This window comes from Moraxella sp. CTOTU46711, from assembly GCF_031975715.1.
Classification (GTDB): Bacteria; Pseudomonadota; Gammaproteobacteria; order Pseudomonadales; family Moraxellaceae; genus Faucicola.
In genome coordinates this window covers 23,540-49,482 of sequence record NZ_DALYMP010000012.1, presented here as the reverse complement: position 1 = coordinate 49,482, position 25,943 = coordinate 23,540, and the positions used below count along the sequence as shown (strand labels likewise).

General features: G+C 42.5%; 27 protein-coding genes. 8 read left to right on the top strand and 19 right to left on the bottom strand.

Going from position 1 to position 25,943, the window contains the following annotated elements; genetic code table 11:
• Positions 1–199 precede the first annotated feature (199 nt).
• On the top strand, positions 200–1,261 hold the full coding sequence (locus tag RTJ53_RS11435) for an ABC transporter substrate-binding protein (RefSeq protein WP_312277022.1): 1,062 nt from the start codon (positions 200–202) through the stop codon (positions 1,259–1,261).
• Between the two features lie 98 nt (positions 1,262–1,359).
• Here RTJ53_RS11435 and RTJ53_RS11430 read toward each other — a convergent pair whose 3' ends face one another.
• Positions 1,360–1,875: a hypothetical protein gene (locus RTJ53_RS11430; protein WP_312277021.1), complete on the bottom strand. Its 516-nt coding sequence runs from the start codon at positions 1,873–1,875 to the stop codon at positions 1,360–1,362.
• A 489-nt stretch (positions 1,876–2,364) separates the two neighbouring features.
• On the opposite strand from RTJ53_RS11430, the gene RTJ53_RS11425 reads away from it, so the two are divergent.
• From RTJ53_RS11425 to RTJ53_RS11410, 4 genes are all read left to right on the top strand, one after another.
• Positions 2,365–3,357, top strand: a complete 993-nt coding sequence (locus tag RTJ53_RS11425; protein ID WP_409418169.1) for an ABC transporter substrate-binding protein — start codon at positions 2,365–2,367, stop codon at positions 3,355–3,357.
• Positions 3,358–3,537: 180 nt separating this feature from the next.
• Positions 3,538–4,443, top strand: a complete 906-nt coding sequence (locus RTJ53_RS11420; protein ID WP_312277019.1) for an ABC transporter permease — start codon at positions 3,538–3,540, stop codon at positions 4,441–4,443.
• A gap of 73 nt (positions 4,444–4,516) precedes the next feature.
• Positions 4,517–5,311: an ABC transporter ATP-binding protein gene (locus RTJ53_RS11415; protein WP_312277018.1), complete on the top strand. Its 795-nt coding sequence runs from the start codon at positions 4,517–4,519 to the stop codon at positions 5,309–5,311.
• Positions 5,312–5,526: 215 nt separating this feature from the next.
• On the top strand, positions 5,527–5,859 hold the full coding sequence (locus RTJ53_RS11410) for a hypothetical protein (protein WP_096488671.1): 333 nt from the start codon (positions 5,527–5,529) through the stop codon (positions 5,857–5,859).
• A 58-nt stretch (positions 5,860–5,917) separates the two neighbouring features.
• Here the strand turns inward: RTJ53_RS11410 and radA are convergent, their stop codons facing one another.
• The 12 genes from radA to RTJ53_RS11350 form a co-directional block, all read right to left on the bottom strand.
• The gene (gene radA, locus RTJ53_RS11405; RefSeq protein WP_144917379.1) at positions 5,918–7,315 is read right to left on the bottom strand and encodes a DNA repair protein RadA; all 1,398 of its coding nucleotides are present in this window, start codon (positions 7,313–7,315) and stop codon (positions 5,918–5,920) included.
• 181 nt (positions 7,316–7,496) lie between these two features.
• The gene (locus RTJ53_RS11400; protein WP_312277017.1) at positions 7,497–7,931 is read right to left on the bottom strand and encodes a PACE efflux transporter; all 435 of its coding nucleotides are present in this window, start codon (positions 7,929–7,931) and stop codon (positions 7,497–7,499) included.
• Positions 7,932–7,969: 38 nt separating this feature from the next.
• On the bottom strand, positions 7,970–8,713 hold the full coding sequence (gene lptB / locus RTJ53_RS11395; protein ID WP_312277016.1) for an LPS export ABC transporter ATP-binding protein: 744 nt from the start codon (positions 8,711–8,713) through the stop codon (positions 7,970–7,972).
• A gap of 57 nt (positions 8,714–8,770) precedes the next feature.
• The gene (gene lptA, locus RTJ53_RS11390) at positions 8,771–9,280 is read right to left on the bottom strand and encodes a lipopolysaccharide transport periplasmic protein LptA (protein ID WP_095355688.1); all 510 of its coding nucleotides are present in this window, start codon (positions 9,278–9,280) and stop codon (positions 8,771–8,773) included.
• A gap of 183 nt (positions 9,281–9,463) precedes the next feature.
• The gene (gene lptC / locus RTJ53_RS11385; RefSeq protein WP_312277015.1) at positions 9,464–10,036 is read right to left on the bottom strand and encodes an LPS export ABC transporter periplasmic protein LptC; all 573 of its coding nucleotides are present in this window, start codon (positions 10,034–10,036) and stop codon (positions 9,464–9,466) included.
• A 163-nt stretch (positions 10,037–10,199) separates the two neighbouring features.
• A complete protein-coding gene (locus RTJ53_RS11380) occupies positions 10,200–10,724 on the bottom strand; it encodes a KdsC family phosphatase (RefSeq protein WP_312277014.1) in 525 nt (174 codons plus the stop codon).
• 42 nt (positions 10,725–10,766) lie between these two features.
• On the bottom strand, positions 10,767–11,735 hold the full coding sequence (locus tag RTJ53_RS11375; RefSeq protein ID WP_224053619.1) for a KpsF/GutQ family sugar-phosphate isomerase: 969 nt from the start codon (positions 11,733–11,735) through the stop codon (positions 10,767–10,769).
• A 355-nt stretch (positions 11,736–12,090) separates the two neighbouring features.
• Positions 12,091–12,636 carry an RNA chaperone Hfq gene (hfq, locus tag RTJ53_RS11370; RefSeq protein WP_036593488.1) on the bottom strand — a complete coding sequence of 182 codons (546 nt, stop codon included), beginning with the start codon at positions 12,634–12,636 and terminating at the stop codon, positions 12,091–12,093.
• 158 nt (positions 12,637–12,794) lie between these two features.
• On the bottom strand, positions 12,795–13,847 hold the full coding sequence (gene miaA, locus RTJ53_RS11365) for a tRNA (adenosine(37)-N6)-dimethylallyltransferase MiaA (RefSeq protein ID WP_312277013.1): 1,053 nt from the start codon (positions 13,845–13,847) through the stop codon (positions 12,795–12,797).
• Between the two features lie 27 nt (positions 13,848–13,874).
• The gene (gene mutL / locus RTJ53_RS11360; RefSeq protein ID WP_312277012.1) at positions 13,875–15,446 is read right to left on the bottom strand and encodes a DNA mismatch repair endonuclease MutL; all 1,572 of its coding nucleotides are present in this window, start codon (positions 15,444–15,446) and stop codon (positions 13,875–13,877) included.
• Positions 15,439–15,876, bottom strand: coding sequence for a tRNA (adenosine(37)-N6)-threonylcarbamoyltransferase complex ATPase subunit type 1 TsaE (gene tsaE / locus RTJ53_RS11355; protein WP_312277011.1), 438 nt, complete (start codon positions 15,874–15,876; stop codon positions 15,439–15,441). Before tsaE ends, mutL begins: the two co-directional genes overlap by 8 nt.
• 75 nt (positions 15,877–15,951) lie before the next feature.
• Positions 15,952–16,545, bottom strand: a complete 594-nt coding sequence (locus tag RTJ53_RS11350) for a 6-pyruvoyl trahydropterin synthase family protein (RefSeq protein ID WP_312277010.1) — start codon at positions 16,543–16,545, stop codon at positions 15,952–15,954.
• A gap of 325 nt (positions 16,546–16,870) precedes the next feature.
• Between RTJ53_RS11350 and RTJ53_RS11345 the strand changes: the two genes are divergently transcribed.
• From RTJ53_RS11345 to RTJ53_RS11335, 3 genes are all read left to right on the top strand, one after another.
• Complete coding sequence (locus RTJ53_RS11345; RefSeq protein WP_036603711.1) at positions 16,871–17,506, top strand: response regulator; 636 nt, start codon at positions 16,871–16,873, stop codon at positions 17,504–17,506.
• 3 nt (positions 17,507–17,509) lie between these two features.
• Positions 17,510–19,153, top strand: coding sequence for a sensor histidine kinase (locus tag RTJ53_RS11340; protein ID WP_312277009.1), 1,644 nt, complete (start codon positions 17,510–17,512; stop codon positions 19,151–19,153).
• Positions 19,154–19,358: 205 nt separating this feature from the next.
• Positions 19,359–20,525, top strand: a complete 1,167-nt coding sequence (locus RTJ53_RS11335; RefSeq protein ID WP_312277008.1) for an acyl-CoA desaturase — start codon at positions 19,359–19,361, stop codon at positions 20,523–20,525.
• Between the two features lie 89 nt (positions 20,526–20,614).
• On the opposite strand, the gene RTJ53_RS11330 is transcribed toward RTJ53_RS11335, so the two are convergent.
• From RTJ53_RS11330 to rpsA, 6 genes are all read right to left on the bottom strand, one after another.
• Complete coding sequence (locus RTJ53_RS11330; protein WP_312277007.1) at positions 20,615–21,364, bottom strand: histidine phosphatase family protein; 750 nt, start codon at positions 21,362–21,364, stop codon at positions 20,615–20,617.
• A 115-nt stretch (positions 21,365–21,479) separates the two neighbouring features.
• Positions 21,480–22,271: a metallophosphoesterase gene (locus RTJ53_RS11325; RefSeq protein WP_312277006.1), complete on the bottom strand. Its 792-nt coding sequence runs from the start codon at positions 22,269–22,271 to the stop codon at positions 21,480–21,482.
• Between the two features lie 17 nt (positions 22,272–22,288).
• Positions 22,289–22,990, bottom strand: coding sequence for an orotidine-5'-phosphate decarboxylase (gene pyrF / locus RTJ53_RS11320; protein ID WP_312277026.1), 702 nt, complete (start codon positions 22,988–22,990; stop codon positions 22,289–22,291).
• A gap of 76 nt (positions 22,991–23,066) precedes the next feature.
• Entirely contained in the window at positions 23,067–23,426 is a 360-nt protein-coding gene (locus tag RTJ53_RS11315; protein WP_312277005.1) for a lipopolysaccharide assembly protein LapA domain-containing protein, read from the bottom strand.
• Positions 23,427–23,588: 162 nt separating this feature from the next.
• Positions 23,589–23,885: an integration host factor subunit beta gene (locus RTJ53_RS11310; RefSeq protein ID WP_036603685.1), complete on the bottom strand. Its 297-nt coding sequence runs from the start codon at positions 23,883–23,885 to the stop codon at positions 23,589–23,591.
• A gap of 270 nt (positions 23,886–24,155) precedes the next feature.
• Positions 24,156–25,826 carry a 30S ribosomal protein S1 gene (gene rpsA / locus RTJ53_RS11305; protein WP_312277025.1) on the bottom strand — a complete coding sequence of 557 codons (1,671 nt, stop codon included), beginning with the start codon at positions 25,824–25,826 and terminating at the stop codon, positions 24,156–24,158.
• Between the last annotated feature and the right edge of the window lie 117 nt (positions 25,827–25,943).

The window sequence follows — 25,943 nt, the reverse complement described above, 5'->3', positions numbered from 1 at the left end:
AGTCGGCTTTTGCCCAGCTTAAGGCTATTAGCGGTGCGTAACTTCGGTTAATAAGCTACTATTTATCAAAGCGTTTGTAAAACCTTCTAATCCATAAAAACTTAGCCATAGTCGCAAACTTTTATTTATGTTATAGTAAACTAGTACGTTGAAATGATATACTCGACTCACAAAACAAGTTTAACTATTGGGGAATACTATGTTGTCAACTAGAAACGGTCAATTATCCGCTCTTTGCGCCATTGTTGGATTATCTTTAGCTGCCTGCTCACCTCAGAAACCATCCGCGCAAGCCTCTATGAACACGGCTAGCAACCCCTCAGCCACTGCCAGCCAAAAACCCAATAAAACCATCGCCATTTCTGCGATTGTGGCGCACCCATCGCTCGACGCCATTCGCCAAGGTATCATTGATGAATTGGCTGCTGAAGGGTATATCAAAGGACAAAATCTAACCGTAAATTTTCAATCTGCACAAGGCAATACAGCAACGGCAGGACAAATATCCAAGCAATTTGTCGCTGATAAACCTGATGCCATCGTGGCAATCTCCACCCCTACTGCCCAGTCATTGGCTGCCGCTAGCAAAGAGATACCGATTGTTTATACAGCAGTGTCAGATCCTGTGGCTGCCAAGCTCATTACTCAACAAAATACCCCGACTCAGCCCAACATCACAGGTTTATCCAGCCAATTACCGCTAGCACCGCAGCTCGACTTTATGCAAAAAATCATGCCGTCAGCCAAATCCATTGGCTATGTGTTTAGCGCAGGTGAAATGAATTCGGTGGCGCTGCGCGATAAACTCAGCATTGCGCTACCACAGCGTGGCATGAACTTAGTGGATATCCCAGCCAACCGTCCGACTGATATTGCCATGGCAACTAATAGCCTTGGCGGCAAAGCCCAGTTGATTTATACATCAATGGACAATAATGTGGCGTCGGCATTTGAATCAATGGTGCAATCAGCCAATGCACTAAAACTTCCCATCATCGCCTCCGATGAGTTTAGCGTCCGCCGAGGCGCTACCGCAGCACTCGGTGTCAATGACTATGATTTTGGGCGTACCACAGGCAAAATGGTAGGCAAAATTTTGGATGGTACACCCGTCACTCAAGTTAAACCCGAAGTGATGAACCAATTAACTTTATACGTGAGCCCAAAACACGCACAAGCCCAAGGCTTAACACTAAATCCTGAACTACTAAAAGGTGCGATTAACGTTGATACTACACCCGAGCGAAAAATTGACAAATAATTGTTATGAGTAAATAAGAAAAAACCCGCCTAACTAAATAGACGGGTTGTTCAAACTGGGCAGTAAAACGATGCCTTATTTAAAGCACATTTAAAAATTTAAAGCACATTTAAAATAACACGTGTCGCTTCAAGAACATCAAGTACGCGGTTGTCAACACGTAGGCGCACTTCACCTGGACGCGGGCGACTGATAACTTTTGCCTGGCGATAAGCATTGTTATTTAATACATAGACATTACGGTCATTATATCGCTTGACGCTGTAATAACGACTGTCTAGTTTTTTTGCCCAGCCTGGTGGTACCGCTTTACCACGAGCGACATTTTTTTGTAGACCTGGGGGCAATTGGCGATACTGATCGTGGGTTAGGTACCGACCTGTACGACTATCGTAGTATCGATTATTGCCTCTGTCGTGGTCTCTATCATGGTTTGTGTTGTAGCGTCGATTTTCTTTACGGTCATCTTTATAGTGTTTTTGTTGCTGAGTCCAGTTTCTAGCTTGTTTATCTTGACCTTGACCTTTACCATGCCCAGGATCTGCAAAAACAGCGGATGAAGCCATGAATGAGCCCGCTAAAAATAAGCTAGTTAATAATGTCGATTTTTTCATTGTCATACACCTTTATCTGTACGTTGGATAAGTAATTTTGTATGAAGCTATATTATGAAATTAAAATGTAACTTAATATGACAATGCTGTGGTAATTTTCTTTCTACTTAAAAACAATGCGCTATGACTTATTAGTTAGCTGATGACTTAGCGAATTATTATTAAAAAATGATACATTAGCGAAATGAGGCAGATTTTTATGTGATAGAAATTTATCAGATAATGCCTTTTTAACCAGTGACCCAAAGCTTCAATCATGGTTGGCAAACTTGCCTGATACATATAACGCTATGCGACTGCAAAATTAGCTGATAAAATGTAAATAATGTTTAACAATGCGGTATGATATTGTTATTGAAGTGTAAGATTTACCTTTTTAATAGTTACCCTATGGATGGATTTTTGGAGTGATATATGTTGAACGCTACATTTGGTGTTTCTCGTTTAACCAAAGCAATGATGCTAGGTGGAATTTGTATGGCAAGCCTGATGGGCTGTAGCCAATCTAACAATAAAACAGCTGATGCCAGTACTGCAAGCACGGCAAGCGCAACGACAGCTGCGTCAGGCGATACCAAATCTGTTGCTATCACAGCAATCGTTGAGCACCCAGCATTAGATGCCGTTCGTCAAGGTGTGATTGAAGAGCTTGGTAACGAAGGCTTTAAAGAAGGTCAAAACCTAAAAGTAAATTTCCAGTCAGCCCAAGGCAATACGGCGACTGCCGGTCAAATTGCCAAACAATTTGCCGCTGATAAACCCGATGCCATCGTTGCCATTGCTACCCCATCGGCGCAATCCGTCATTGCAGCGACCAACTCAATTCCTGTTATCTTCTCTGCGGTTACCGACCCTGTCGAAGCGAAACTGATAAAATCTTGGGAGGCCTCTGGCACCAACGTGACAGGCGCATCAGACATGTTGCCACTTGAGCCACAGATTGAGCTGATGAAAAAAGTCGTACCAAATCTCAAATCAGTCGGCTATGTATACAGCCCAGGCGAAGTCAACTCAACCGTGGTACTCAAAGCGCTTGAAGCAAAATTTAAACCGATGGGTATCAACATAGTTGCGGCACCTGCACAGCGCACTACCGATATTCCGCAAGCGACTCGCGGTCTACAAGGTAAAGTTCAGCTCATCTATACCTCACTTGACAACAACGTGGTATCCGCTTATGAGTCGCTTTACCAAGCGGCTAAAGAAATCAAAGTCCCTCTAGTGGCGTCCGATACTGGCTCCGTTGCCCGTGGTGCAGTCGCGGCGATGGGTATCAACTACAAAGATTTGGGCATCGAAACAGGTAAAATCGTCGGACGCGTCCTAAAAGGCGAAAAACCCGGTACCATCAAGCCTATCACGATGAATAAGCTTGACTTATACCTTAGCCCAAAACACGCGCAAGAAGTCGGTATTACGCTGCCACAAGATTTAATTAGTCAGGCAGCCGAAGTAGAGCCTGCACCAAAAGCTAAACAATAAATCTTTTGTTAGTTTTAGCTGTTTTAATGTGATTGCAAATTTAATTTCCCAGTGGCAACTAAAGTTTCAAAGCGCGTATTTGTACTTTAGTCGCATTACGCTTAATGCCACTTGGTTTACCTTAACACCTGACTGCTTGTTAAATTAACAAGCGGTCTTTACTTTTTTGTGTGAACAGTTATGTCGTTACTTGCTTTATTTGGTGCCCTAGAAAGTGGTCTAATCTATGCGTTAGTGGCTTTGGGCGTATACATTTCATTTCGGGTGTTAGATTTTCCAGATTTGACCGCGGATGGTAGTTTTCCCTTAGGCGGTGCTGTCGCGGGTGTGGCAATCATCGCGGATGTCAACCCTTGGCTGGCTTGTATCTTTGGTATGCTTGCTGGGGGTGTTGCAGGTTTGGTAACGGCTTGGCTACATGTCAAACTTGGTATTTTACAGCTGCTCTCCAGTATTTTAGTTATGGTCGCGCTGTATGCCGTCAATTTGCGTATTATGCAAGCGCCAAACTTGGCATTGCTCGGTGAGCCAACGATATTTGGCGAACTGGTGACCGATAGTAACGGCTATTGGATGCGCTGTATGGTGATTGGTGGTGTGGTGATTGCTGCCAAGTTTTTCTTGGATTGGTTTTTTAGCACTGAGATGGGCTTGGCGATGCGAGCAACTGGCTCTAACCTTAGAATGTCACAAGCTCAAGGTATTGCTACCTCTCGTAGCATTTTGTTAGGTATGGCGATTTCTAACGGGCTGATTGCGCTTGCTGGTGCGATTTTTGTGCAAACCCAAGGGGGTGCCGATATTTCCATTGGTGTCGGTACGATTGTGATTGGTCTTGCTGCCGTTATCATTGGTGAGACCATCATCCCTGCCAAAAAAATGCTGTGGATTACCCTATCCGCTATTGTCGGGGCGATTCTTTATAAATTCTTTATCCAAATTGCGTTGTCAAATGATACCTTACGTGCGATTGGTTTTGGTCCTCAAGATGTTAACTTAGTCACCGCACTACTGGTTGTGATTGCTTTAATCCTGCCAAAAATCAAATCAAAAATTTTAAGCAATCGCCATAAGCATGCTGCTTAACTTGGTATCAAATAGTTGATTTTAATTTTGGCACTTAACAACTTATAAAGTAAAAGTAAAAGGACAATGCCTTATGATGAACGCAGACAACCTACGATTGACCTTCAATCCTGGTACGCCCATCGAAAACCCTGCCTTACGTGGCATCAGCCTGCGTATTGAAGCGGGTGAATTTGTCACGGTCATTGGTACCAACGGCGCAGGTAAGTCAACGTTTCTAAATGCTGTCGCTGGCACGATTCGGGTCGATAGTGGCAAAATTACCCTAAACAATATTGACGTCACCAAAAAATCCGCCCACCAGCGGGCGCACTGGGTAGCACGCGTTTTTCAAGACCCAATGGCAGGTACTTGTGAAGCTTTAACCATTGAAGAAAACATGGCACTTGCTTATAAGCGCGGCGAATCGCGTTTTTTAAAAGGCGCATTGAATCACAAAAACCGTGAAATCTTCCGTGAAAAACTGGCGATTTTAAAATTGGGGTTAGAGAATCGACTCACTGACCGTATGGGTTTGTTATCAGGCGGGCAACGCCAAGCGGTTAGCCTATTAATGGCGTCCCTGCAGCCGTCAAAAATTTTACTACTCGATGAACACACGGCTGCCCTTGACCCAAAAACCGCCGCTTTCGTCTTGGATCTGACTGATAAAATCGTCCAAGAAAATAACCTCACTACCATGATGGTCACTCACTCCATGCAACAAGCGCTCAATCATGGCACGCGCACCGTCATGCTACACCAAGGACAAGTGGTACTAGACGTATCAGGCGATGAACGCAAAGGCATGACTGTTCATGATTTACTCAATATGTTTGAACGCACCCGCGGCGAAGTGGTAGAAGATGACAGCTTAATTTTGAGCTAACTTAACTGGGCCCAATCAAATAAGATGGGTTAATATAGAATAAGTTAAATAAACCCTAACGCTTAACAAGATGAAGATGGATAACATAAGTTATCCATTTTTTTACACACAGTGATAAATTAATTCTTCATAATAACACTGGATAAGCAAGCAGTGACAATACTGCTATTTTCCCTAAATTTTAATTATAAAAAACAATATCCTTTGAGGTCACTATGTTTGATTTAAAATCACTTGTTACGAAAGCTGTCGAAGACAAAACGTTAAATGTCAATGAATATATCTTTATGCCAGAGCGCGTGGATATGATGGTAAAAGATGGACGGTTAAGCTGTGTCCTAAACACCAATGGTAAAGTTGATTTTATTTACCATAAAAATGGTATTACCGAAGTGCGTTCAGGTCTACGTAAAAGTCCGTTTACGTCATTTCGCAATGAACTTCACTATGGGGTGTATGATGATGTGGTGGATGAAGTGATTGAAGCAGTTGAAAAAATCATTGGCAGTCAGTCAAAATACTTTAATTTTGCAGCAGATGCAGAATAAACAAGTGAATTATAAAAAAGCTGAAACATTACTTTTCAGCTTTTTTTATATCTTTTATTCATAGATGATTAAAGGCACTATCAATCGCATCATCTAATCGCTCAACCGCGATGATTTTGAGACCTTGATATTGCTCTAATTGCGTTTTGGGTGCATTGGCTTTGGGTACAATCGCATGGGTAAAGCCATGTTTCACCGCTTCTTTTAGACGCTCTTGACCATTGGGAACAGGTCTGATTTCACCCGACAAGCCCACTTCACCAAATACCGCCAGGGTATAAGGCAAAGGCTTTTCTTTAATGCTAGACGCACAGGCCAATAAAACCGCTAAATCTGAGCCTGTTTCAAGCACCTTGACCCCGCCTACCACATTGACATACACATCTTGCCCATTGGTTTGGATACCGCCATGACGGTGCATGACTGCCAGCAACATGGCTAAGCGCTGATAATCTAAACCTAGTGCCATGCGCCTAGGTTGTCCTTGCGATTCATCCACCAGCGCTTGTACTTCAACCAGTAGCGGTCTGGTACCTTCACGGCTAACCATGACCACTGAGCCTGCAATCGGTTTATCATAGCGACTTAAAAATATCGCTGATGGATTCGCAACTTCTTTGAGTCCTGCATCCGTCATGGCAAAAATGCCCAGCTCGTTGACGGCACCAAAACGATTTTTCACCGCACGAATCATTCGAAAACGGCTGTCCGACTGTCCTTCAAAATACAGTACCGCATCTACCATATGTTCTAGCACGCGAGGGCCTGCCAGCGCCCCTTCTTTGGTCACATGCCCGACCAAGAATAACGCTGTGCCCGTTTGCTTGGCATAGCGCGTCAGAATCGCCGCTGATTCACGGATTTGACTGACCCCGCCTGGTGCGGATTGGATGGCTTCGGTAAACAAAGTCTGAATTGAGTCAATGATGGCGACGGCTGGTTGCTCTTGGGTTAGGGCTTGGCAGATCATTTCAACATTGGTTTCTGCCAATACTTTTAAGTTGTTATTGGGTAGCCCCAAACGACTAGCCCGCATCGCCACCTGTGACAACGATTCCTCACCTGTAATGTACAGCGCACTTCCGGCTAGACTGTGATTTTCTGCCATGTGAATCGCCGTCTGTAGCAAGATAGTGGATTTGCCAATACCAGGGTCACCCCCAATCAGCACCACAGAACCTGCTACTAAGCCACCGCCTAACACCCGATCAAACTCACCAACACCCGTTGGTAGCCTAGTATCGAGTGACATAGGCACGGCATTAAGTGGCATAACGCTCGATTGTTCGCCCGCGTAGTTGCTGGCTTTTTTGGTGACAGGTTTATGATGTGGCATGCTGACCGTCGGCGCTTCGACAAGGCTATTCCATGCGCCACATTCGGCACACTGTCCCGACCATTTACCAAAGTTTGCGCCACATTGTTGGCACACGTAGGATGATTTTGATTTTGCCATAGAGTCCAATTTGCAATGAAAAATTTAAAAATAAAGAATAAAGAGTAAAAAAACTTAAAGCGTATTGGTGATGGTGAGAGGGATAAACTATGCGATGAAATTAATACGATGACATTAATGCGATGAAATTAGGGATAGCGAGCTATATTTGACACACAAGTTTTGACACGCAAGATTGCTGTTATTTGCGACTATATTTATGGGCGACTAGGTCATAAATCCAGTAAAAAATAAACCCATACACCAAAATAAGTAGGGTCAACGAAATATCGAGCAAAAACGCCTGCCACAGACCAATATTCATCACCCACATGACCAGTGGTAAGGTAAAGCCCAACAAGCCACCTTCAAATCCCAGTATATGCAACACCCGTAGCCATAGCGGTCGAGTCAGTTTTTCACCGGTAAAAAATTTATCAAACAATAAGTTATAAATAAATGTCCAAATCATGGCGATGAGCGAAATGCCAATCAGCAGCGCCAATATACTTGCGTTATGCTGCGATTCACTACCCGTAAAGCCAAAAAAGCTGAGTAGTTTTACCCAGCCTAATGATAGCAGTATGGCGATTGTCTCAAATAACATCGCTTGCCAGATGCGTGCTTTGGTGGTCATCACGTTTTGCTTGTAACCATCTTACTAAACCCTGCTTGCTAGACCATGAAGTTTTCACCCAAGTAGACCTTACGTACCAACTCATTGTCTAAAATATGCTCTGGTGTACCTGCCGCAATAATTTCTCCTTCACTGACAATATAGGCATGTTCACAGATAGCCAAAGTCTCACGCACGTTGTGATCAGTAATCAACACGCCGATACCGCGCTGTTTAAGCTTAATAATTACCTCTTTGATATCGCCTACCGAAATCGGGTCGACTCCGGCAAAAGGCTCATCAAGCAAAATAAACTTGGGATTTGAGGCAAGGCTGCGGGCAATTTCACAGCGTCTGCGCTCACCGCCTGACACGCTCATCCCTAATGAGTGGCGTACGTGACCCAAATTAAATTCCCCAATCAGCTGCTCAAGTTGCTGCTGCTGCCCCGCTTTATCCAAATCTGTGCGAGTCTGCAAAATCGATAAAATATTTTCTTCAACGGTTAATTTGCGAAAAATTGACGCTTCTTGCGGTAAGTAGCCAATGCCTGATGCGGCGCGCTCGTGCATGGACAATGCCGACAAATCCCGATTACCTAGCTGTATTTGCCCTTTGTCCATATTGACCAGACCAACGACCATATAAAAGCTGGTAGTCTTACCCGCCCCATTTGGACCAAGTAACCCAACCACTTGCCCTTGTTCTACCGAAAAAGACACGTCTTTAACCACCCAACGCTTGCCATAGCGTTTGGCAAGGTGCTGCATGATTAGAGTCTGGTTGGCTTGCGGTTGCGACATAATAAATCCTAGAACTAAACAATGGCAATGAACAAAGCGAAAGCAAGTTAAACAATACTAGCGATTGCGAACGCCCACACGGTTGGTCGCTTGTGGCGGAAATACCAGCTCAACACGTTGGTTATTCCCCGCTTTTGCCTCAATATCACCCACTTTTAGACTGTAATGGATGACATTGCCAGAAAAACTACCACCATTTTGGGTCAAACGCGCATTACCCGTGAGGGTGACAAGCCCTGTTTTGACATTGTAATCAATTCGATTCGCCTGACCTTTCGCCAAGCCCTTCTCTTGTGTCACAATTTGTTGGATAGTGGCAGGACGCCCGGTTGCGACTGCGCTTTCGATGGCGCGGGTTGGCGTCAAATTGACGGTTAAATTATCCGCCGCCATTTTGAGCGTGCCTTGGCTGATGGTGACGTTGCCTGTATAGCTTGTCACCCCAGAGCGCTCACTATACGTCGCTTTATCTGCCAATAACCGAATCGGCTCATTGGCGTCTGATGGCAAGGCGTTTGCCACGTTCGATGCCGCAAGGATGCCAGCAACTAACACACCGCCAGCCATTATTAATTGTCGAGTCTTCACCACAATCATGTTAAACCTTTTATATAAAAATTTTAAAATCAACAATATAGATTAAATTAGCACCGAAGTTAAAGATTTTTGATAGTCATTTAAATCCCGTCAACATCACAACTGAATTACTATCTTAATAGTAGCCACTCTACTCCATAGAGATAGGGTTAGCTACTGTGCAGGTTGAATCATCACACTCACTTGTCCAAAACCGTAATCACCCGTTGCCAAGTCACCACTAAATTGTTTGGCATCAAACCGATTATTTCCATGGATAAAGGTAAGCGGTTCATTAGTCATTACTGTATTATTGACCAAATCACCGACAAAGTTTTTACCTATCATTTTAACGGGCAAATTCGACCTACTGGTATTTTGGGTGAGCAACGGAACGCTGGTTAAGGTCACGTTACCTATCAGTTTGGCAATCTGCTTATTTTCATCCAATTGCGCTTGGTCAGCCACCAAGGTTACTTCACGTTCGTTTTTTGGACGGATAACAATCTGCGGCTTGGACATCACGGCGGTATTGGCATTTTGGTAATGGGTTACCTGCGCCGCTGTTAACTGATAGCCGACACTACCTGTTTCGGTCGTTTGTAATGCTTTAATTTGCTCTGCTTGGTAATCAATATCGGTCGGTTTGAGTGACACTTGGGTCAAGCGAGCATCGTTTTGCGCATAAAAATAGGCCGATACGATAATAAATAATAAGCCTAAAATAAATAGCGTTTTTGTTGACACAATTGCCACCTAACATTGCCAAAAAATTTGATAAAAACGGACGTTACCACACTAAGCCGCATACGCCAAATCACTTAAAACAAATCACTTAAAATAAATCACTTAAAATAAATTACTTAAAATAAATTACTTAAAATAAATCCCTTAAACCAACTTACATGCACTAAATCACATAACTGGCCAAAATATCCTCGTAATGACCCGTTGCTTTTAATATCAAATCACATAACTCACGAACTGCCCCTTCTCCGCCTGAGCGCGTGGTAACCATATCGACCCGTTTGATGACTTCGCCATTGGCATTTGCCACGGCTACAGCAAATCCGACGGATTGCAAGGCTTTGATATCTGGCCAATCATCACCGATATAAGCACACTCTGTTAGCGAAATACCAATATTAGCTAACAATTCGTTGAGCGCCATTAATTTGTCTTCCCGCCCTTGCACTAGATGGGTGATTTTTAATTCTTTGGCGCGATGCGTGACAATGTCACTAGTACGACCCGTTATAATGGCAGTTTGAATCCCTGCTTGGTGAATACGCTGAATACCAAAGCCATCTTGAACATTAAAGCCTTTGGTTTCCACACTGTTGGCGTCATAGATAATTTTTCCATCGGACAATACACCATCCACATCCATGACCAATAGTTTAACGTTTTTTGCTTTAGTGAGCAGACTTTGCATGACCTTATCCTTATTATTTTAAGCCTAATTACTTTAAGCCTATTAATTCACACCCGCATGCAGTAGCTCATGCAAGGTCAAAATACCCGCCAAAGTCTTATCATCATTAATGATTAATAGCTGATTTATCTTTTGTTCATTCATTAATGTGAGCGCATCAGACGCACGAACATCAGGATTGACGGACTTTGGATTGGTTGACATCACCTGACTAATCGGCGTATCAAGCCCCAATTGGCGCGCTAAGCTACGGCGCAAGTCGCCATCGGTGAATACGCCCACGACTTGATTATTCGCATTTGTAATTACCGTCATCCCCAGTCTACCACCCGTCATACTAAACAAGGCTTCGTTAAGCGTCGAATGCTCATCAATGGTTGGCAGGTTATTTACATGCATCAAGTCTTTTACTTGGGTCAATAATTTGCGACCCAATGCCCCTGCAGGGTGTGATAAAGCAAAATCTTCTGAGGTAAAATGCTTACTATGCACCAACGCCACCGCTAACGCATCTCCTAGTGCCAAAGTAGCTGTGGTACTTGATGTCGGTGCTAACCCAAGGGGACAAGCTTCTTCAGACGCCCCTAAAGTCAAAGCTACATCGGCAGATCTTGGCAAAATACCGCGTTTGTCGCGGCTGATACTAATGAGCGGAATGCCCAGTTTTTTTACCACAGGCAGTAACGTGCGGATTTCATCTGACTCACCTGAGTTCGAGATGCCAATTAACACATCACCTTTGACCAACATGCCAAGGTCGCCATGACCTGCTTCACCAGGATGCATAAAAAAAGACGGCGTTCCCGTTGAGGCAAAAGTCGCTGCAATTTTGCGACCAATAAGCCCTGACTTACCCATGCCTGTCACCACCACACGCCCCTGACAGTTTTCAATCAAATGGCAAGCAGTCACAAATCGTTCATCTAGCTGTTCAATCAGCAAATCTAAAGCATGTTGTTCTGTTTTGATAGCGTCTTTGGCATGCTTTAAATAATCAACCGATGCATCCAAGATAATTCCTCACTAATTTTTCAAGATGGCTGTTGGTGCGCTTTTTTCAGGCACTTATCTTTATGCGATTATTGCTATACGCTTATTAGGGCGTTTAATAGTTAGCATAAACAATCTTTAAAGCTAAAAATTTAAAATTTTTTAAAGTCTGATTATCATAGCGTAATTTCAGCCAATATTCACGGGATAAGTCCGAAAATACATATTTTGACAACATTTCATCGAGTTTGTATTAACAATCTAGGCATTGCTAAATCAGCCCCAAATACACTATAAAAAATAAGCTATAAAAGCTATAAAAAATGGCGAACACTGATAGGGTTCGCCACGTAATATCATGTTTGGAATTTAAAAATTAATACTTGTCTTCACCATTACCGTTTGCATCATCGTCAAAGTTGGCATCGTCTTTGGTAGGCTCAAAATTCATATTGTCATAGCCGCTATCAAAACCACGGTCAGCAAAACCACTGCGATCATACGGTGCTTGCGCAAACCCTGTACGTTCCTGCGGATAGCCACGTTGGTCATTGTCATAACCGCCGCCATCAAAACCGCGATCGCCAAACCCACCCCGATTAGCAAACCCCGTGCGATTTGCGCCATAGCCTGATTGTTCAAAACCGCCTGCTTGACCAAAGCCCATTTGGCTAGATTGACCGTAGCCACTTGCCCCTGGCATTGGTGTGGCTGAACGTGGATTACGGGCTGGTACTACAGTTGAAATGGCGTGTTTATAGACCATTTGACTGACAGTGTTTTTGAGTAACACCACATATTGATCGAAAGACTCGATTTGACCTTGAAGCTTGATACCATTGACTAAAAAAATAGACACTGGAATACGGTCTTTGCGTAAAGAGTTTAAGAAAGGGTCTTGTAGTGTTTGACCTTTTGACATAGGTTTCTCCCAGAAATAAACAGAAAGTTAGTTAAATTATTATATTTTTAGACGACTTTTTAATTATACCTTAAATGACAGCTTATTGGCTTAACACGGATGGTCAAAGCTATACTAGACAAGCGCTTAGATAGTATTACCCAAGCATAGCACTGCTTTTAACTTGTTTTTATTAGCAGCGTTCTTGCCTGATCAATAGTTGTCAAGGGTTTTATAGCAAACCGCTCAACCAATTGTTGTGTACTTACTAGCTTACGCATCCATGTATATTGGCGTTTTGCTAGCTGCCTTGTAGCATATAATGCCTCATTTTGCATAGTTTGTCTATAATCTTCAATTGGGGAGCTGTGCGTGTTTAGTAAAGAAAGCGCCACATTATCATGAAAATTTTCTTCATTATTATCATGTGTAAACACTGTTGTATTTTGTATTTTTTCTAAAAAATCCCAAGCTTGCCGGTAGCCAACGCAGCGCATGGATGGCAGATCAGCCGTGAGGTGATACTGTTGTCGCAGCGCAATCACTTCTTGTAAAAAGCCTTGCTGCCACATCATATCTAGGCGAAGTGCGATACGCTTGTGTAACCAATCACGATCTGGCATCACAGCTAAAATTTGCCAACGCTGATGTGGGTTATCAGCCAATGCCCTAGCGGGCTGATTCTGCCAAGCGCTTAATGGCTTACCTGTTTGTAGATAGATTTCGACCGCTCTGCCAATTCTTTGGGTGTCTGTGGTTCTGAGTTGCTTAGCAAGGATAGGATCTACCTGGGTTAAATAAGCATGCAGCTGTTCAATCCCCTGCTTGGCAATCATTTGGGTGACTTGTTGGCGAGTCGCTGGCAAGGTTGCTGGGATATCATTGATACCTTGAATCAGTGCCATATAGTACATCATCGTTCCACCCACCAGTACAGGTGTTTTATTTTGCTGATGCGCAAGATTGATATGATAGTCCACATCGTTGACAAACTGGGCAACGCTATAGCTTTGCTCAGGACTAATGATGTCAACAAGCGCATGTGGATACTTTGCCAATTCTTCACGTGTCGGTTTGGCAGTCCCGATATTCATATCCCGATAAATCAAAGCAGAATCTACCGAAATAAGACGATATTTGCCTGTTTCATAGAGTTCATACGCCAACGCTGTCTTGCCGCTGGCAGTAGGTGCTATAAGGCAAATCACGTCTTGTTTGTTGGCTGTTATCATAGCTTATTCTGGGGATTGTTAAGGTTACTAGGGATTAGGTAAATGCGAATGCGACAGCAGCCATTGTAGCATGTCAGTTTCACTGACTCGAATGGCATTGTCGGCAATATAGTTAAAATCTGCTTGATTTAAATAAGATTGAACATAGGCTTTATCATAATTGTCTATATGATGATATTGTAAATCAAGCAGATAAAAATATCCTTGCCAAAAAATTAAAGCAAAAGTTTGATGCTGGTTTTCACATTGATGCTGTCTTTCAAATTCATGCTTGTTTTCAAATAAGGTCACTAGCTGTATCGAGTCGCTATCCGTTAACTTATCAACCGCACCCTTTGTTGCTAGTTGATACATCGACTGATTTTCGGCAACGTGAGTTATGTGATTAGTGGGTTTTTCATTAGGATTTATATACTGAATGGACGTAGCTTCACCCGCAGGCAAGTTTTGAAATTTATCGACGTTACTGTCATCAGTTTTTGTCATGCAAGCTTGCCGTTGCAGGGTGTTTAGCGCAGTCATTTTAGGCTGCAGTTGTTGTAGCATATGCTGAGACAACCAAGCTAATATATTGGCGAATGGTTGGATTTTCACTTGTTGTTTACTTGGGTGAATATTGACATTTATCCACTCGGCAGGCAGCTCAAAAGACAACGCATAGCCCATTTGTAGCGAATTGTCGTTACCAATACCTAGCTTGCGACCCACTTTTTGTAGGGCTTGACTAATCGCCAAATCACTGACCAAACGATGATTGATATAAATCAGTTTTGGCAGATTATTCTTATGGGCGATAAAAAACCAGCCGGTGACTTGGGCACTTAAATCGTCTGTCTGTGCTTGTAAACCTTGCAGTGATAAATAAAATGGCTGTGCAATGTCAGCCAATGGCAAATTTAACGCTTGTTCAAGCCGCGCCAAACTAAAAGCGGGCAAAAAAGGCAATGCAGCACCCTCTAAATTTTGGTGAGGGGCTTGGGCTGACTGCGTTAAGCTAAAACGCAATTTGTCTTGATGATATAATTCAATCTCCACATCGGCAAAACTAATCGCTAATCGCTGCACGACTTGTTCAATATGGGCAAATTCTGTGGCGATACTTTTTAGGTGCGAGCGTCTGCCTGGCACATTGAAATATAAGTCACGAACGCTGACACATGTGCCGCGATGTTTTACGATAGGACGAATAGTAGCTTGGCTTACCTCACTACCGCTCACGCTCAGCTGTTGCCCTATACCGCTGTCGTTGTGACTACTAGTTAAGGTCAGATGCGATATCGCTGCAATGCTCGCTAGTGCCTCGCCGCGAAAGCCTAAACTATGAATACCAACCAACTCACTGACATTAGCAAGTTTACTGGTGGCATGGCGAGTGACTGCAAGCGTCATGTCATCAGGATGAATCCCCATGCCGTTGTCACTAATTTGAATTAGCCCAAGGCCGCCTTGTTCGATATCGATGCGAATATGAGTAGCGTTGGCATCGATAGCATTTTCAATCAGTTCTTTGACCACAGAAGCAGGGCGCGTCACTACCTCGCCAGCGGCGATTTGGTTGATAAGCAGTGGGGATAATTTATGAATACGGTTGTCAGGCAAAACTTATTGTCACTTCTCGTTGTTCATCATCAAGGCGTTTGATATCAAGGGTGGCATTGGGCGGCGTCAAATAGCCTGCTGCCCGACTCGCCCATTCAATAATCACCAAACTATTTGGCTCATCTTGATATTCATAAAAACCGATAAATTCCAATTCTTCAGGATCATTTAGGCGGTATAAATCGGTATGGTAAACCGGCTTAATTGTACCATCGTCCTGCGTAATACGATAAGGTTCAACCAGGGTAAAAGTCGGACTTTTTACCGCGCCTGTATGACCCATTGCCTGTAGCCAATAGCGAGTAAGCGTGGTCTTGCCCGCACCCAAATCACCCGACAGCCAAACGCTACCGGTTAAATTCATCTCGGCAAGCTCTTTAGCTAAGGCTTGGGTGTCGGTTTCGGATTTTAAGAGGATAGTTTTATTCATGTCGATTTTCCCAGCTTTCCCCATGTTTGTCCTGAATCAAAAAACGTTACAACAACCCCGTCAAATACCAACAGCTTAGTCAACTTGTAAAACCACTGTCGGATTGACAAATTTTTCGCCTTTTTTTAATTTGTCATACATGTTTGGGTCATGCCATTCAGCTTTTACTTGCTCGCTAAATTCAAAATCACCCAGCGTCAACGCGCCCATTTGGGCATTATCGACATCCTCTTCAAAGCACTGTGCATAACCTGTCGCTGTTTCGTGGGCGATGACGGAATACACTCTGACATCGGTTTCGCCGTTTTGCATTTGGGTTTGTTTTAAGATTTCTCTTGCCCAAAAAAATACCACGCGGCTAAACTGCTCTGCCGAGGGCGAAACAGGCAAACTAATCCAGCGCGCGCTAAATTTTTTACAGGCGTCAATATAGTCGGGGTCATCTTTATCCCAAAAACAAATAGCATGATCAAAACTATCAATGATGTCTTTGATCGATGATTTTAACAGCCCAAAATCGTACACCATTTGCCCGTGATCGAGGCGGTGCGCTTCTAAAATCAGCTCGATTTGGTAACTATGCCCATGAATCGAGTACTTACAGCGATCGGAGCTACAATTGCGCACGATATGGGCATTTTCAAATTTAAACAGCTTTCTAATTCTCATAATGGGATTCGCATTTTTTTAGCAGTAATAAAGGTTTGAATGCTGACTATTATAAAGCTATTGGGCAAGTTAAGCGAATTTTAGTCATGTGCCCAAATTTGCCTACCTAAATTTACCCATAACATGAACAAAAAATCTCGTCACATTTAAGACAGTAACTCACGCCTTAAATCGCTAACTGTGCTAATATAAAAACTTGGGGATAGACAGTTATTATTGAAAAATGAGTTTTTTTAGCTGACTCTTTTTTATATAAAGTCTTGTTGATACAAAACTTTGTTGGCATAAAGATAAGCAAAGATAAGCGCGGTGGAGATAAAAAATGATGATTAGAGTATTGGTCGTTGACGATCATGATTTAGTCCGAATGGGTATCGTACGGATGCTGTCAGATAGCCCTGACATTGATGTAATTGGTGAAGCTGCTGATGGTGAAACCGCGATTATCAAAACCAAACAATTAAAACCCGATGTGGTGTTACTTGATGTCAATATGCCTACCATTGGCGGATTAGAAGTCACCAAGCGCTTGCTGCAAACCGATAAAAATACCAAGATTTTGGCGGTCAGCTCTCTAGTTCAGCAGCCCTACCCATCCATGCTCATCAAAGCAGGGGTGAGTGGCTATATCACCAAAGGGACACCGCTTGATGAGATGATTAAAGGCATCAAAAAAGTCCACCAAGGCGGGCGTTATTTTAGTGCCGATGTTGCCGAGCAGCTTGCTGATATTTTATTCACTGACAATTCAGAGTCGCCATTTGATGCGCTAAGTGAGCGAGAAATGCAGGTAGCGATGATGGTGGTCAATTGCAAAAGTCCACAGCAAATCGCCGATCAGTTGTTTGTGAGTGTCAAAACAGTCAATACCTACCGCTATCGTATTTTTGAAAAGCTTAATATCGACAGTGATGTCAAACTTACTCACTTAGCTATGCGTCACGGTTTGATTCAACCCTAAACCATGATTACCAATCCTGCGTTTTCATCGCTATTTGACAAGCCAAGCACCCACGATAAAACCAAAAAAATCGGTAACGTCTACAATGGTTACCGCATTATTATTGCTATCTTTTTTTCCTTTAGTTTTATGTTGGCGTTAAAAAGTGCCCAGCATGACTATTGGGTATTGATTAATCTTTTCCCTACCTTTTTCTATTTTTTCTTTAGTATTGCTTTATTTATTTTGTATTACTTTTATCCCAAAAATCCGCTTTTGATGGTCGGGCTAATCGTTGATGCACTGGTACTCACTACCTTGTTGTATTTTAGCGGTGGTAATGATTTACAAGTAATTTTGCTGTTTTTGGTGCAAGTTGCCGCAGCTTTTATGTTGGTGCGCTCCAACCAAGCTATTTTGCTGACTATTTTTGCCATCACGCTGGTTATTTATCAGCAGTTTTATCAAACCCTAAAAAGCGATGTTAACTACGCGCTAGTCAATAACGTGGCTTCGATGGCGATTAGCTTTATCGGGGTGGCTTATTTAAGTTATACGTTATCCAAACGGCTTAAACAAATTGAGCGGCTCTCTGAGCGCCAAGTCAATGAGGTCAATGCCCTAAATGCCATTAACAATAAAATTGTGCAAATCATTGACCAAGGCGTGGTAGTACTATCCCACGATTTAGAAATTTTTATCGCCAATGATACCGCAATCGACCAATTACATCTGCCAAAGACACTTGATAATTTTAATTTACTATATATTTCCCCCCTATTAGCCGCGAGACTTGCACCCATCATTCAAGAGCCTGAAGCAACTTTAATAGTGCGGCTCGATGTACCGACCACTCGTACACCTTTAGCCGTTGGCATTGAGCCCAATCACCAAAGTTTTAATGACTTGCGACTTCGTATCGCCCAATTAAGACAGCAATATGCCATTATTTTTATTGAAGATTTACGCCATGAGTTTAGCCGTGCGCAGCAGTTAAAACTTGCGTCACTAGGGCAATTATCCGCCAGTATTGCCCATGAGATTCGTAACCCACTAGCAACCATTAGCCAAGCCAGTCAATTATTAATGGAAGAAGTTAATGAGGATGACAGCGGCTTATCCGATGATAATATTCTGCTATATGAGATGATTTATCACCAAACCATTCGGGTCAATAAAATCATCGAAGATGTGCTTAAATTATCTCGTCAGCAGCGCCCTAATTTTGTTTATATTGAACCCAAAACTTGGCTAAACGATTTTATACAAGAAAACTTTAGCGGCCATGATATTTTCCTGCACTGCCGTACGGATAAAGGCTTTATGTTTGATAACCATCAGTTAGCACAGATTTTGGTCAACCTCATCAATAACGGGCTGCGTTTTAGTAGCAAAACCCAGCCTCATGCTTTTGTCACCCTTGAAGTGTATGAATCTGGCAAATCTATTCATATCGATGTGATAGATACGGGTCACGGCGTTGCCAAAGAAAATATTCAGTATTTATTTAATCCGTTTTTTACCACCGATAATCAGGGCACGGGTCTGGGACTTTACTTATCGCAGGCCTTTTGTCAGGCAAACTATGCCAATCTAGAATATGCGCCAAGTGAGCGGCAAACTTGCTTTCGGATTATTTGTCAAACCAAAACTTTACCGTCTGTCTAAAATATCTTTGTAGCTAAAATTTTTAATTGAATTTTTTGGCTAAAGCATTCATATTACAGTAAGTTTATCGATATCAATTTAGTAAAAATTGTCGGGAATTTGAGTGTATATGTGTTCACTTTTTTCCATTTTTTCAGTACAATATAGCGTAAATGATTAAAAAAATACATGTCGTATTTTGATCATCCTCAGGACATTTATCTCTATGGCACAACCTCAATCTTTTGAAAACGCGCCCATCAATTGGATCCCTGCGTTTGTCTTAATTAGCACGCCTTTGGCGGCTTTATTGATTGTACCTTATTACTTGTGGACACATAGCGTCAGTTGGCAAGTTTGGGCAATTTTCGCATTCTTTATGGCTTGGAATGGGTTAAGTATCACTGTCGGTTATCACCGTTTGTGGTCACATCGTACTTACCAAGCGCATCCGATTGTCAAATGGTTCTTTCTGATTGGCGGCACGTTAGCTGTTCAGGGCTCGGTATTTGACTGGTGTGCAGGTCACCGTTTGCACCACCGCCACGTCGACGATATCTATCAAGACCCCTACTCTGCCAAGCGTGGCTTTTGGTTCTCACATATCGGCTGGATGCTTAAAAACTACCCAAGCGGGCACTATGACTACAAAAATATCCCAGATTTAAAAGCTGATCCTGTGTTAGTGGCGCAAGATAAATATTATGCCGTGTGGATTTTATTGGCCAATATTGGCTTGCCAGCGCTGTTTGGTTGGATGGTGGGTGATCTTGCAGGTACCTTAGTACTCGCAGGGCTACTGCGCTTGGTGTTAAGCCATCATTTTACTTTCTTTATCAATTCGCTTTGCCATATGTTTGGCACCCGTCCTTATACCGATACCAATACCGCGCGTGATAATCCGATTCTGGCGATTTTCACTTGGGGCGAAGGCTATCATAACTACCACCACTTTTTCCAATACGACTATCGCAATGGGGTAAAATGGTGGCAATATGATCCTAGCAAATGGATTATTTATGGCTTGTCAAAAATCGGTTTGACTTGGGATTTAAAACGTGTCCCAGATGTTACCATTCAGCATGCGCAAACAGAAATGGCATTCAAACGTGCTGAGAAAAAAGTTGCGACTTTTTCAGGGAATTTAACCAGTGATTTTCAAGTGATAAAAGATCGTTTAAACAGTGAACAACAAGCTTTTAAACAAACGATTGCAGAATGGCAAGCGTTAAAAACGCAAGCCATTGAGATGAAAAAAAATGAGTTTGCCCAGCGTATTCATGAGGTCGATGATAAGCTAAAAGACCAGTTTAGTGGCATTGAGGATAAACTTCGCAATCATGCGCAGCAAATTGAAAATTTGGTTAATCATTTAAAAGGCAAACATGTTTGATTAAAACATAAATATGTTTAAAGGTTGACTGTGTCAAAAAAGGTAGGATGAAGTCCTACCTTTATTTTTATGGTTTTGTTGGGTTTTGATTAGTCTTTTAACGGATAAGAGGGTGAAAATGGGTCTAACAATTCAATCAATCGGCGTTCATAGCACTGCCCGCGCCAAATAAAATGTACTTTTGCCTCACTAAAGGGTTTATCATCAAACCACAAAAACACCCCTTCCATCATTTTTGGCCAGTCATCCCAGCTAATTTCACCCACGCCCATTATCACCGCTAAGAACGCTGACAATAGCGTATCATGGCTAACCGCCAGTAATAAATGTCCGTGCTTTGGCTGATGCTGAAAAAAAAGCGCTAATAAATCCAAACCGCCTTTATGTGGTGCTTTAATCCCTGCCATGTCGCCCGCCAAAAAACGATTGATAAAATTGAGCGCACCAATTTGTTTGAATACCTTACTCACTTCTTCATGGTCAACGACCAAACTACCTGGCTCTACCAACAGCGATTGGTGCGACACATTTCTAGAGATGCCAGCCCCTGCTTGCATTAAAATTGCGGTATCAATACAACGTTCTATCGGGCTACTGATGCTATCTACATCCATCGAGTAATCTAAGTTAGCAGCCAACCAACGCCCCCAAGACTCCGCCAATACTCTACCTTTTGGTGTCAGTGGCAAGGCATAACTGGCAAAGCCATTTTTATCTGACATTTCGCGCAATGAATGGCGGGTAAATAGGATTAATCGCTCATTTTTCGGCAGTAGCTTAACCGAGTCAATCATACTGGGCGGTAAGTGAGCAGGCATGGTGTTGATTGAATTAGACATTTAAATACGCATTCCTTATATCTTTTTATCTTTGCACCATAAATTGATACTATAAATTGATGAGGTCAAAAAATTTAAGCGATTAAATGGGATATCACTGGGGCAAACGTGCCAATCATACCATGACTTCAATGACCTTATGCCAGTCAAAAACTATCCCGGTACTACTGATTTCATTGGGGTAGGCTCTGGGATTGACAATAACACGTGTATGACCTTGCTGATAATCAAAGGCTTCATGGGTATGTCCATGCAGCCAAACATCAGGCGCAAAGTCGCTCTGTAGCCATTCGCTCAAATCAACGACAAATCCCGCATTACTGGGGAAATTGGCATATTTTGGTGCGATAGATAATGGGCTAATGCTGTGATGTGTCATGACCACGGTGGGCATCGGATCTTTTTGGCTTTGTTTTAAGGCGTTTTGCAACCATGCCCGCTGCCGCTGGTGAATAGCTACAGTATCTTGGGGCGTTAACAGTCGGTTATCATGATAAATTTCGCGGTAATCGCGCATAAACTGCTGAGCAATCTCCAACGTATTATCTTGTGGTTGATATTGATAATCCGTCCAAAGCGTTGTACCAATGATTCTGACACCCATAAATTCAAAGCTCGCGCATTGTAAAAAATGTACTTGCGTATCTTGCGTCAATGCCTTTATTTGGGCATCTAACTCAAGAATATTATGACCAAAATATTCATGATTACCCACAATCACAAAAATTGGTTTTTCAAGTCGCTTCGATTCGCCGATGAGCCATTCAATGCCCAACAGCCCATTGGATGTGTCGCCCGCTACTAAAATAGCATCGGCATTTATATCAGGGATTTTACCAATGGGCAAATCCCTTTTTGCATAGCTATCAATATGTAAATCACTTAACACTTGAAAACGTACTGGCATACATGACTCGAAATTGATTATTTTAACGTATCCAGGATATATTGCAGTTTTACGGTGGGATCCGCTGCTGCCGTAATTGACCGCCCAATGACCAAATAATCAGACCCATTTACTATGGCATCTTTGGGCGTGCAAATCCGCGTTTGATCATTACTGGCGTCTTCTAGCAGCCTGATACCTGGGGTGACCAACAGAAAATCCTTGCCGCAAAGCTGTTTAAGCATAGTGGCTTCTTGTGCAGAGCAAACCACCCCATCAAGCCCAGATTGCTGAGTCAATAATGCTAGTCGCTTAACATGATTTTCTACCGAGTCGGTGATGCCCACTTCAGCCAAATCTTGCTGTGACATAGAAGTTAGCACCGTCACCGCAATCACTAAGGTTTGGTAGTGTTGCGCCGATAAACGCGCTTTCACCGTTTGCATGGCAGTACGCCCGGAACTGGCATGGACATTGACCATCCATACCCCCAAATCAGCCGCTGCTAAGACTGCGTGCGCGGTGGTGTTGGGGATATCATGAAATTTTAAATCCAAAAATACCTCAAAATCACGCTGATGTAAGGATGTCACTAAGCTATTACCATATTTGGTAAACAGCTCTTTGCCAACTTTCACCCGGCACAATGTAGGGTCCAATTTATCTGCCAAGCTTAATGCCTGACGGTCATTCATGTTGTCCAATGCCACAATAATGGGTGACTGGATGGCTGATTTGATGAGTGATGTTGCTTGCGGTACTGCCACTTGATTCATAACAAACTGACTCTTTTTTTAACCCGATAGTATGGATTGCTTATCGTAAGGGTGGTAAATTAGGGTTGGCTGCGGTAGGGGCAATCGTTGCATTGCTGGTTTGCGCTAAATGCTGTTCATAATTATGCTGCGTTTGCATCAATTTTTCTTGGGTTTGCTTTAACTCTTTAGATAAACGCTGATTTTCCAGCTTCATCTGTAACACACGAAATAAAATCACACCTATCAATAGTCCCGCGATGACCCCTAAAACAATGCTAATAATCAGCAGTAACCCCAAACTCATTTGTGGTACTTGGCTAAACAGTAAATTTACTTCGACTTGGTTGTTATTCACCAATACCAGCATCAATGAATAACCAACGACCACGAACAACAAAATCGCTAACAGATAACGCATAGTTTTCTCCTTGGTTATTTTAATTAATCTACATTTTTGAATGCCACTATTATTACAGATAATTCAAAAAAAAGAGTGGATTTTTTGTCCACTCTCTTTTGATCAATCATATATTAAACCATAACGTAAGTTCAATAACGTTAAATGACTCAAAAACCGCAACTAACGATGATGATTAACCGCCTCTCGCAATGCTTTGCCAGGTTTAAAATGAGGTATCGCTGTTGCTTTCACGGTAACTTTCTCGCCTGTTTTAGGGTTGCGTGCCACACGTGGCTCACGATGATGCAAACTAAAACTACCAAAACCGCGTACTTCGACACGTCCGTTTTGAGATAAGGTATCGACCATCAAATCAATGATTTGCTTGGTGGCATCCTCAATGGTTTTTTCTGGTATATTCTCACATTCACTTGATAATCTAGTGATCAAATCAGATTTGTTTAACACTTTTTCCATACTACCCCTAACACGCTAAACGTAACTGTCGTAGTCTAAATTACAGAATGATGGTTTTAAAAACTTCGTTACAGTCCAATTTCATCCAACAATCTATTAACAATTCTAATAATGAAAAATTACATTTCATTACTTTTCTTCGCATATTATAACAAAACCACCTTAAATTCGTCGTCTTTTTTTAGACTAAATCTTTCATTTTGTTACCTAAAAGGTGAAAATAAAAAAAGCGACTAAATTAGTCGCTTTTTTTATTGCTCACAAAACCGATTATTGGTTTTGTTGTTGCTCTTTGATTAAGTCACCAATGGTTTTTGGTTGTGTATCAGCCGCTGCATTTGAACTTAATGCTTTGATAGCATCACGTTGCTCTGCTTCGTCTTTTGCACGAACTGATAAGTTGATACCGCGTGTTTTACGATCCACGCTGACAATTTTCGCTTCAACTTCATCACCGACATTCAGTACAGTGGTCGCATCATCTACTTTGTCTTGTTGGATTTCTGAAGCACGTAAGTAGCCTTCTACATCAGCAGCTAGTTTTACTTTAGCGCCTTTGGCATCAACGTCAGTCACTACCCCTTTCACTACCGCACCACGATCATTTGATACTAGGTATTCATTGAATGGGTCGCTGTTAAGTTGTTTGATACCTAAGCTGATACGGTTAGCTTCTGCGTCTACAGACAAGATGACCGCTTCAACGGTATCGCCTTTATTGTAGTTACGAATCGCTTCTTCACCGCTTTCAGTCCAAGAAAGGTCTGATAAGTGAACTAGACCATCAATACCACCTTCTAAACCGATAAAGATACCAAAGTCAGTGATTGATTTGATAGTACCAGATACTTTGTCGCCTTTTTGGTGGTTCTTATCAAACTCTTCCCATGGGTTTGGCATGGTTTGTTTGATACCTAGGCTAATACGACGACGGTCTTCATCAATATCAAGGATTTGAACCATGATCTCGTCACCGATTTGTACCACTTTTGAAGGATGGATGTTTTTGTTGGTATGATCCATTTCAGAAACGTGTACCAAGCCTTCGATACCATCAGCAATTTCAGCAAAACAACCATAGTCAGTCAGGTTAGTTACACGTGCTTTAACGTTAGTACCTTTTGGATAGTTGTTAAGAACGTCTTGCCATGGGTCAGTGCCTAATTGTTTTAGACCTAAGCTGACACGGTTACGTTCGCGGTCAAATTTTAATACTTTAACTTTTAATTCTTGACCCACTTCAACCACTTCTGATGGGTGCTTGATACGGCGCCATGCCATATCTGTGATGTGTAATAGACCATCGATACCACCTAGGTCTACGAATGCACCGTAATCAGTCAAGTTTTTCACCACGCCGACCACTTCTTGACCTTCTTCAAGGTTAGATAGTAGCGCTTCGCGCTCTGCTGAGTTTTCAGATTCCATCACAGCGCGGCGGCTAACAACGACGTTGTTGCGTTTTTGATCCAGTTTGATGACTTTAAATTCTAGCTCTTTGCCTTCTAAGTGCGCGGTGTCGCGTACTGGGCGAGTGTCCACCAATGAACCTGGTAAGAACGCACGTACTGAACCGATATCAACCGTGAAACCACCTTTAACCTTACCAGAGATAAGACCGGTTACGATCTCATTGTTTTCGTAAAGTTTTTCAAGTACGTTCCAAGTTTCAGCACGTTTTGCTTTTTCACGTGACAATAGGGTTTGACCCATGCCATTGTCAACCGCATCTACAACGACTTGAACTTGGTCGCCAACTGCTACTTCAAGCTCGCCTTGTTCATTCAAAAATTCTGAACGCGCAACGATACCTTCTGATTTTAGACCCGTATCTACGGTAATCCAGTCGCTATCAATCGCAACTACTTGACCAGAGATAACTGCACCGCGTTCTACATCAAGTACTTGGCTTGCTTCAAACAGTTCAGCAAATGATTCCATCATAAAATTTACCTTTGTATAGCCGTAGCCTGTCCAGCACAGTACGGTTCAAATTAAGATTTTTTATAAACATAAGGCTGGTTTTAGTGCCTATAAAAAATCGATAAAACTTTTAAA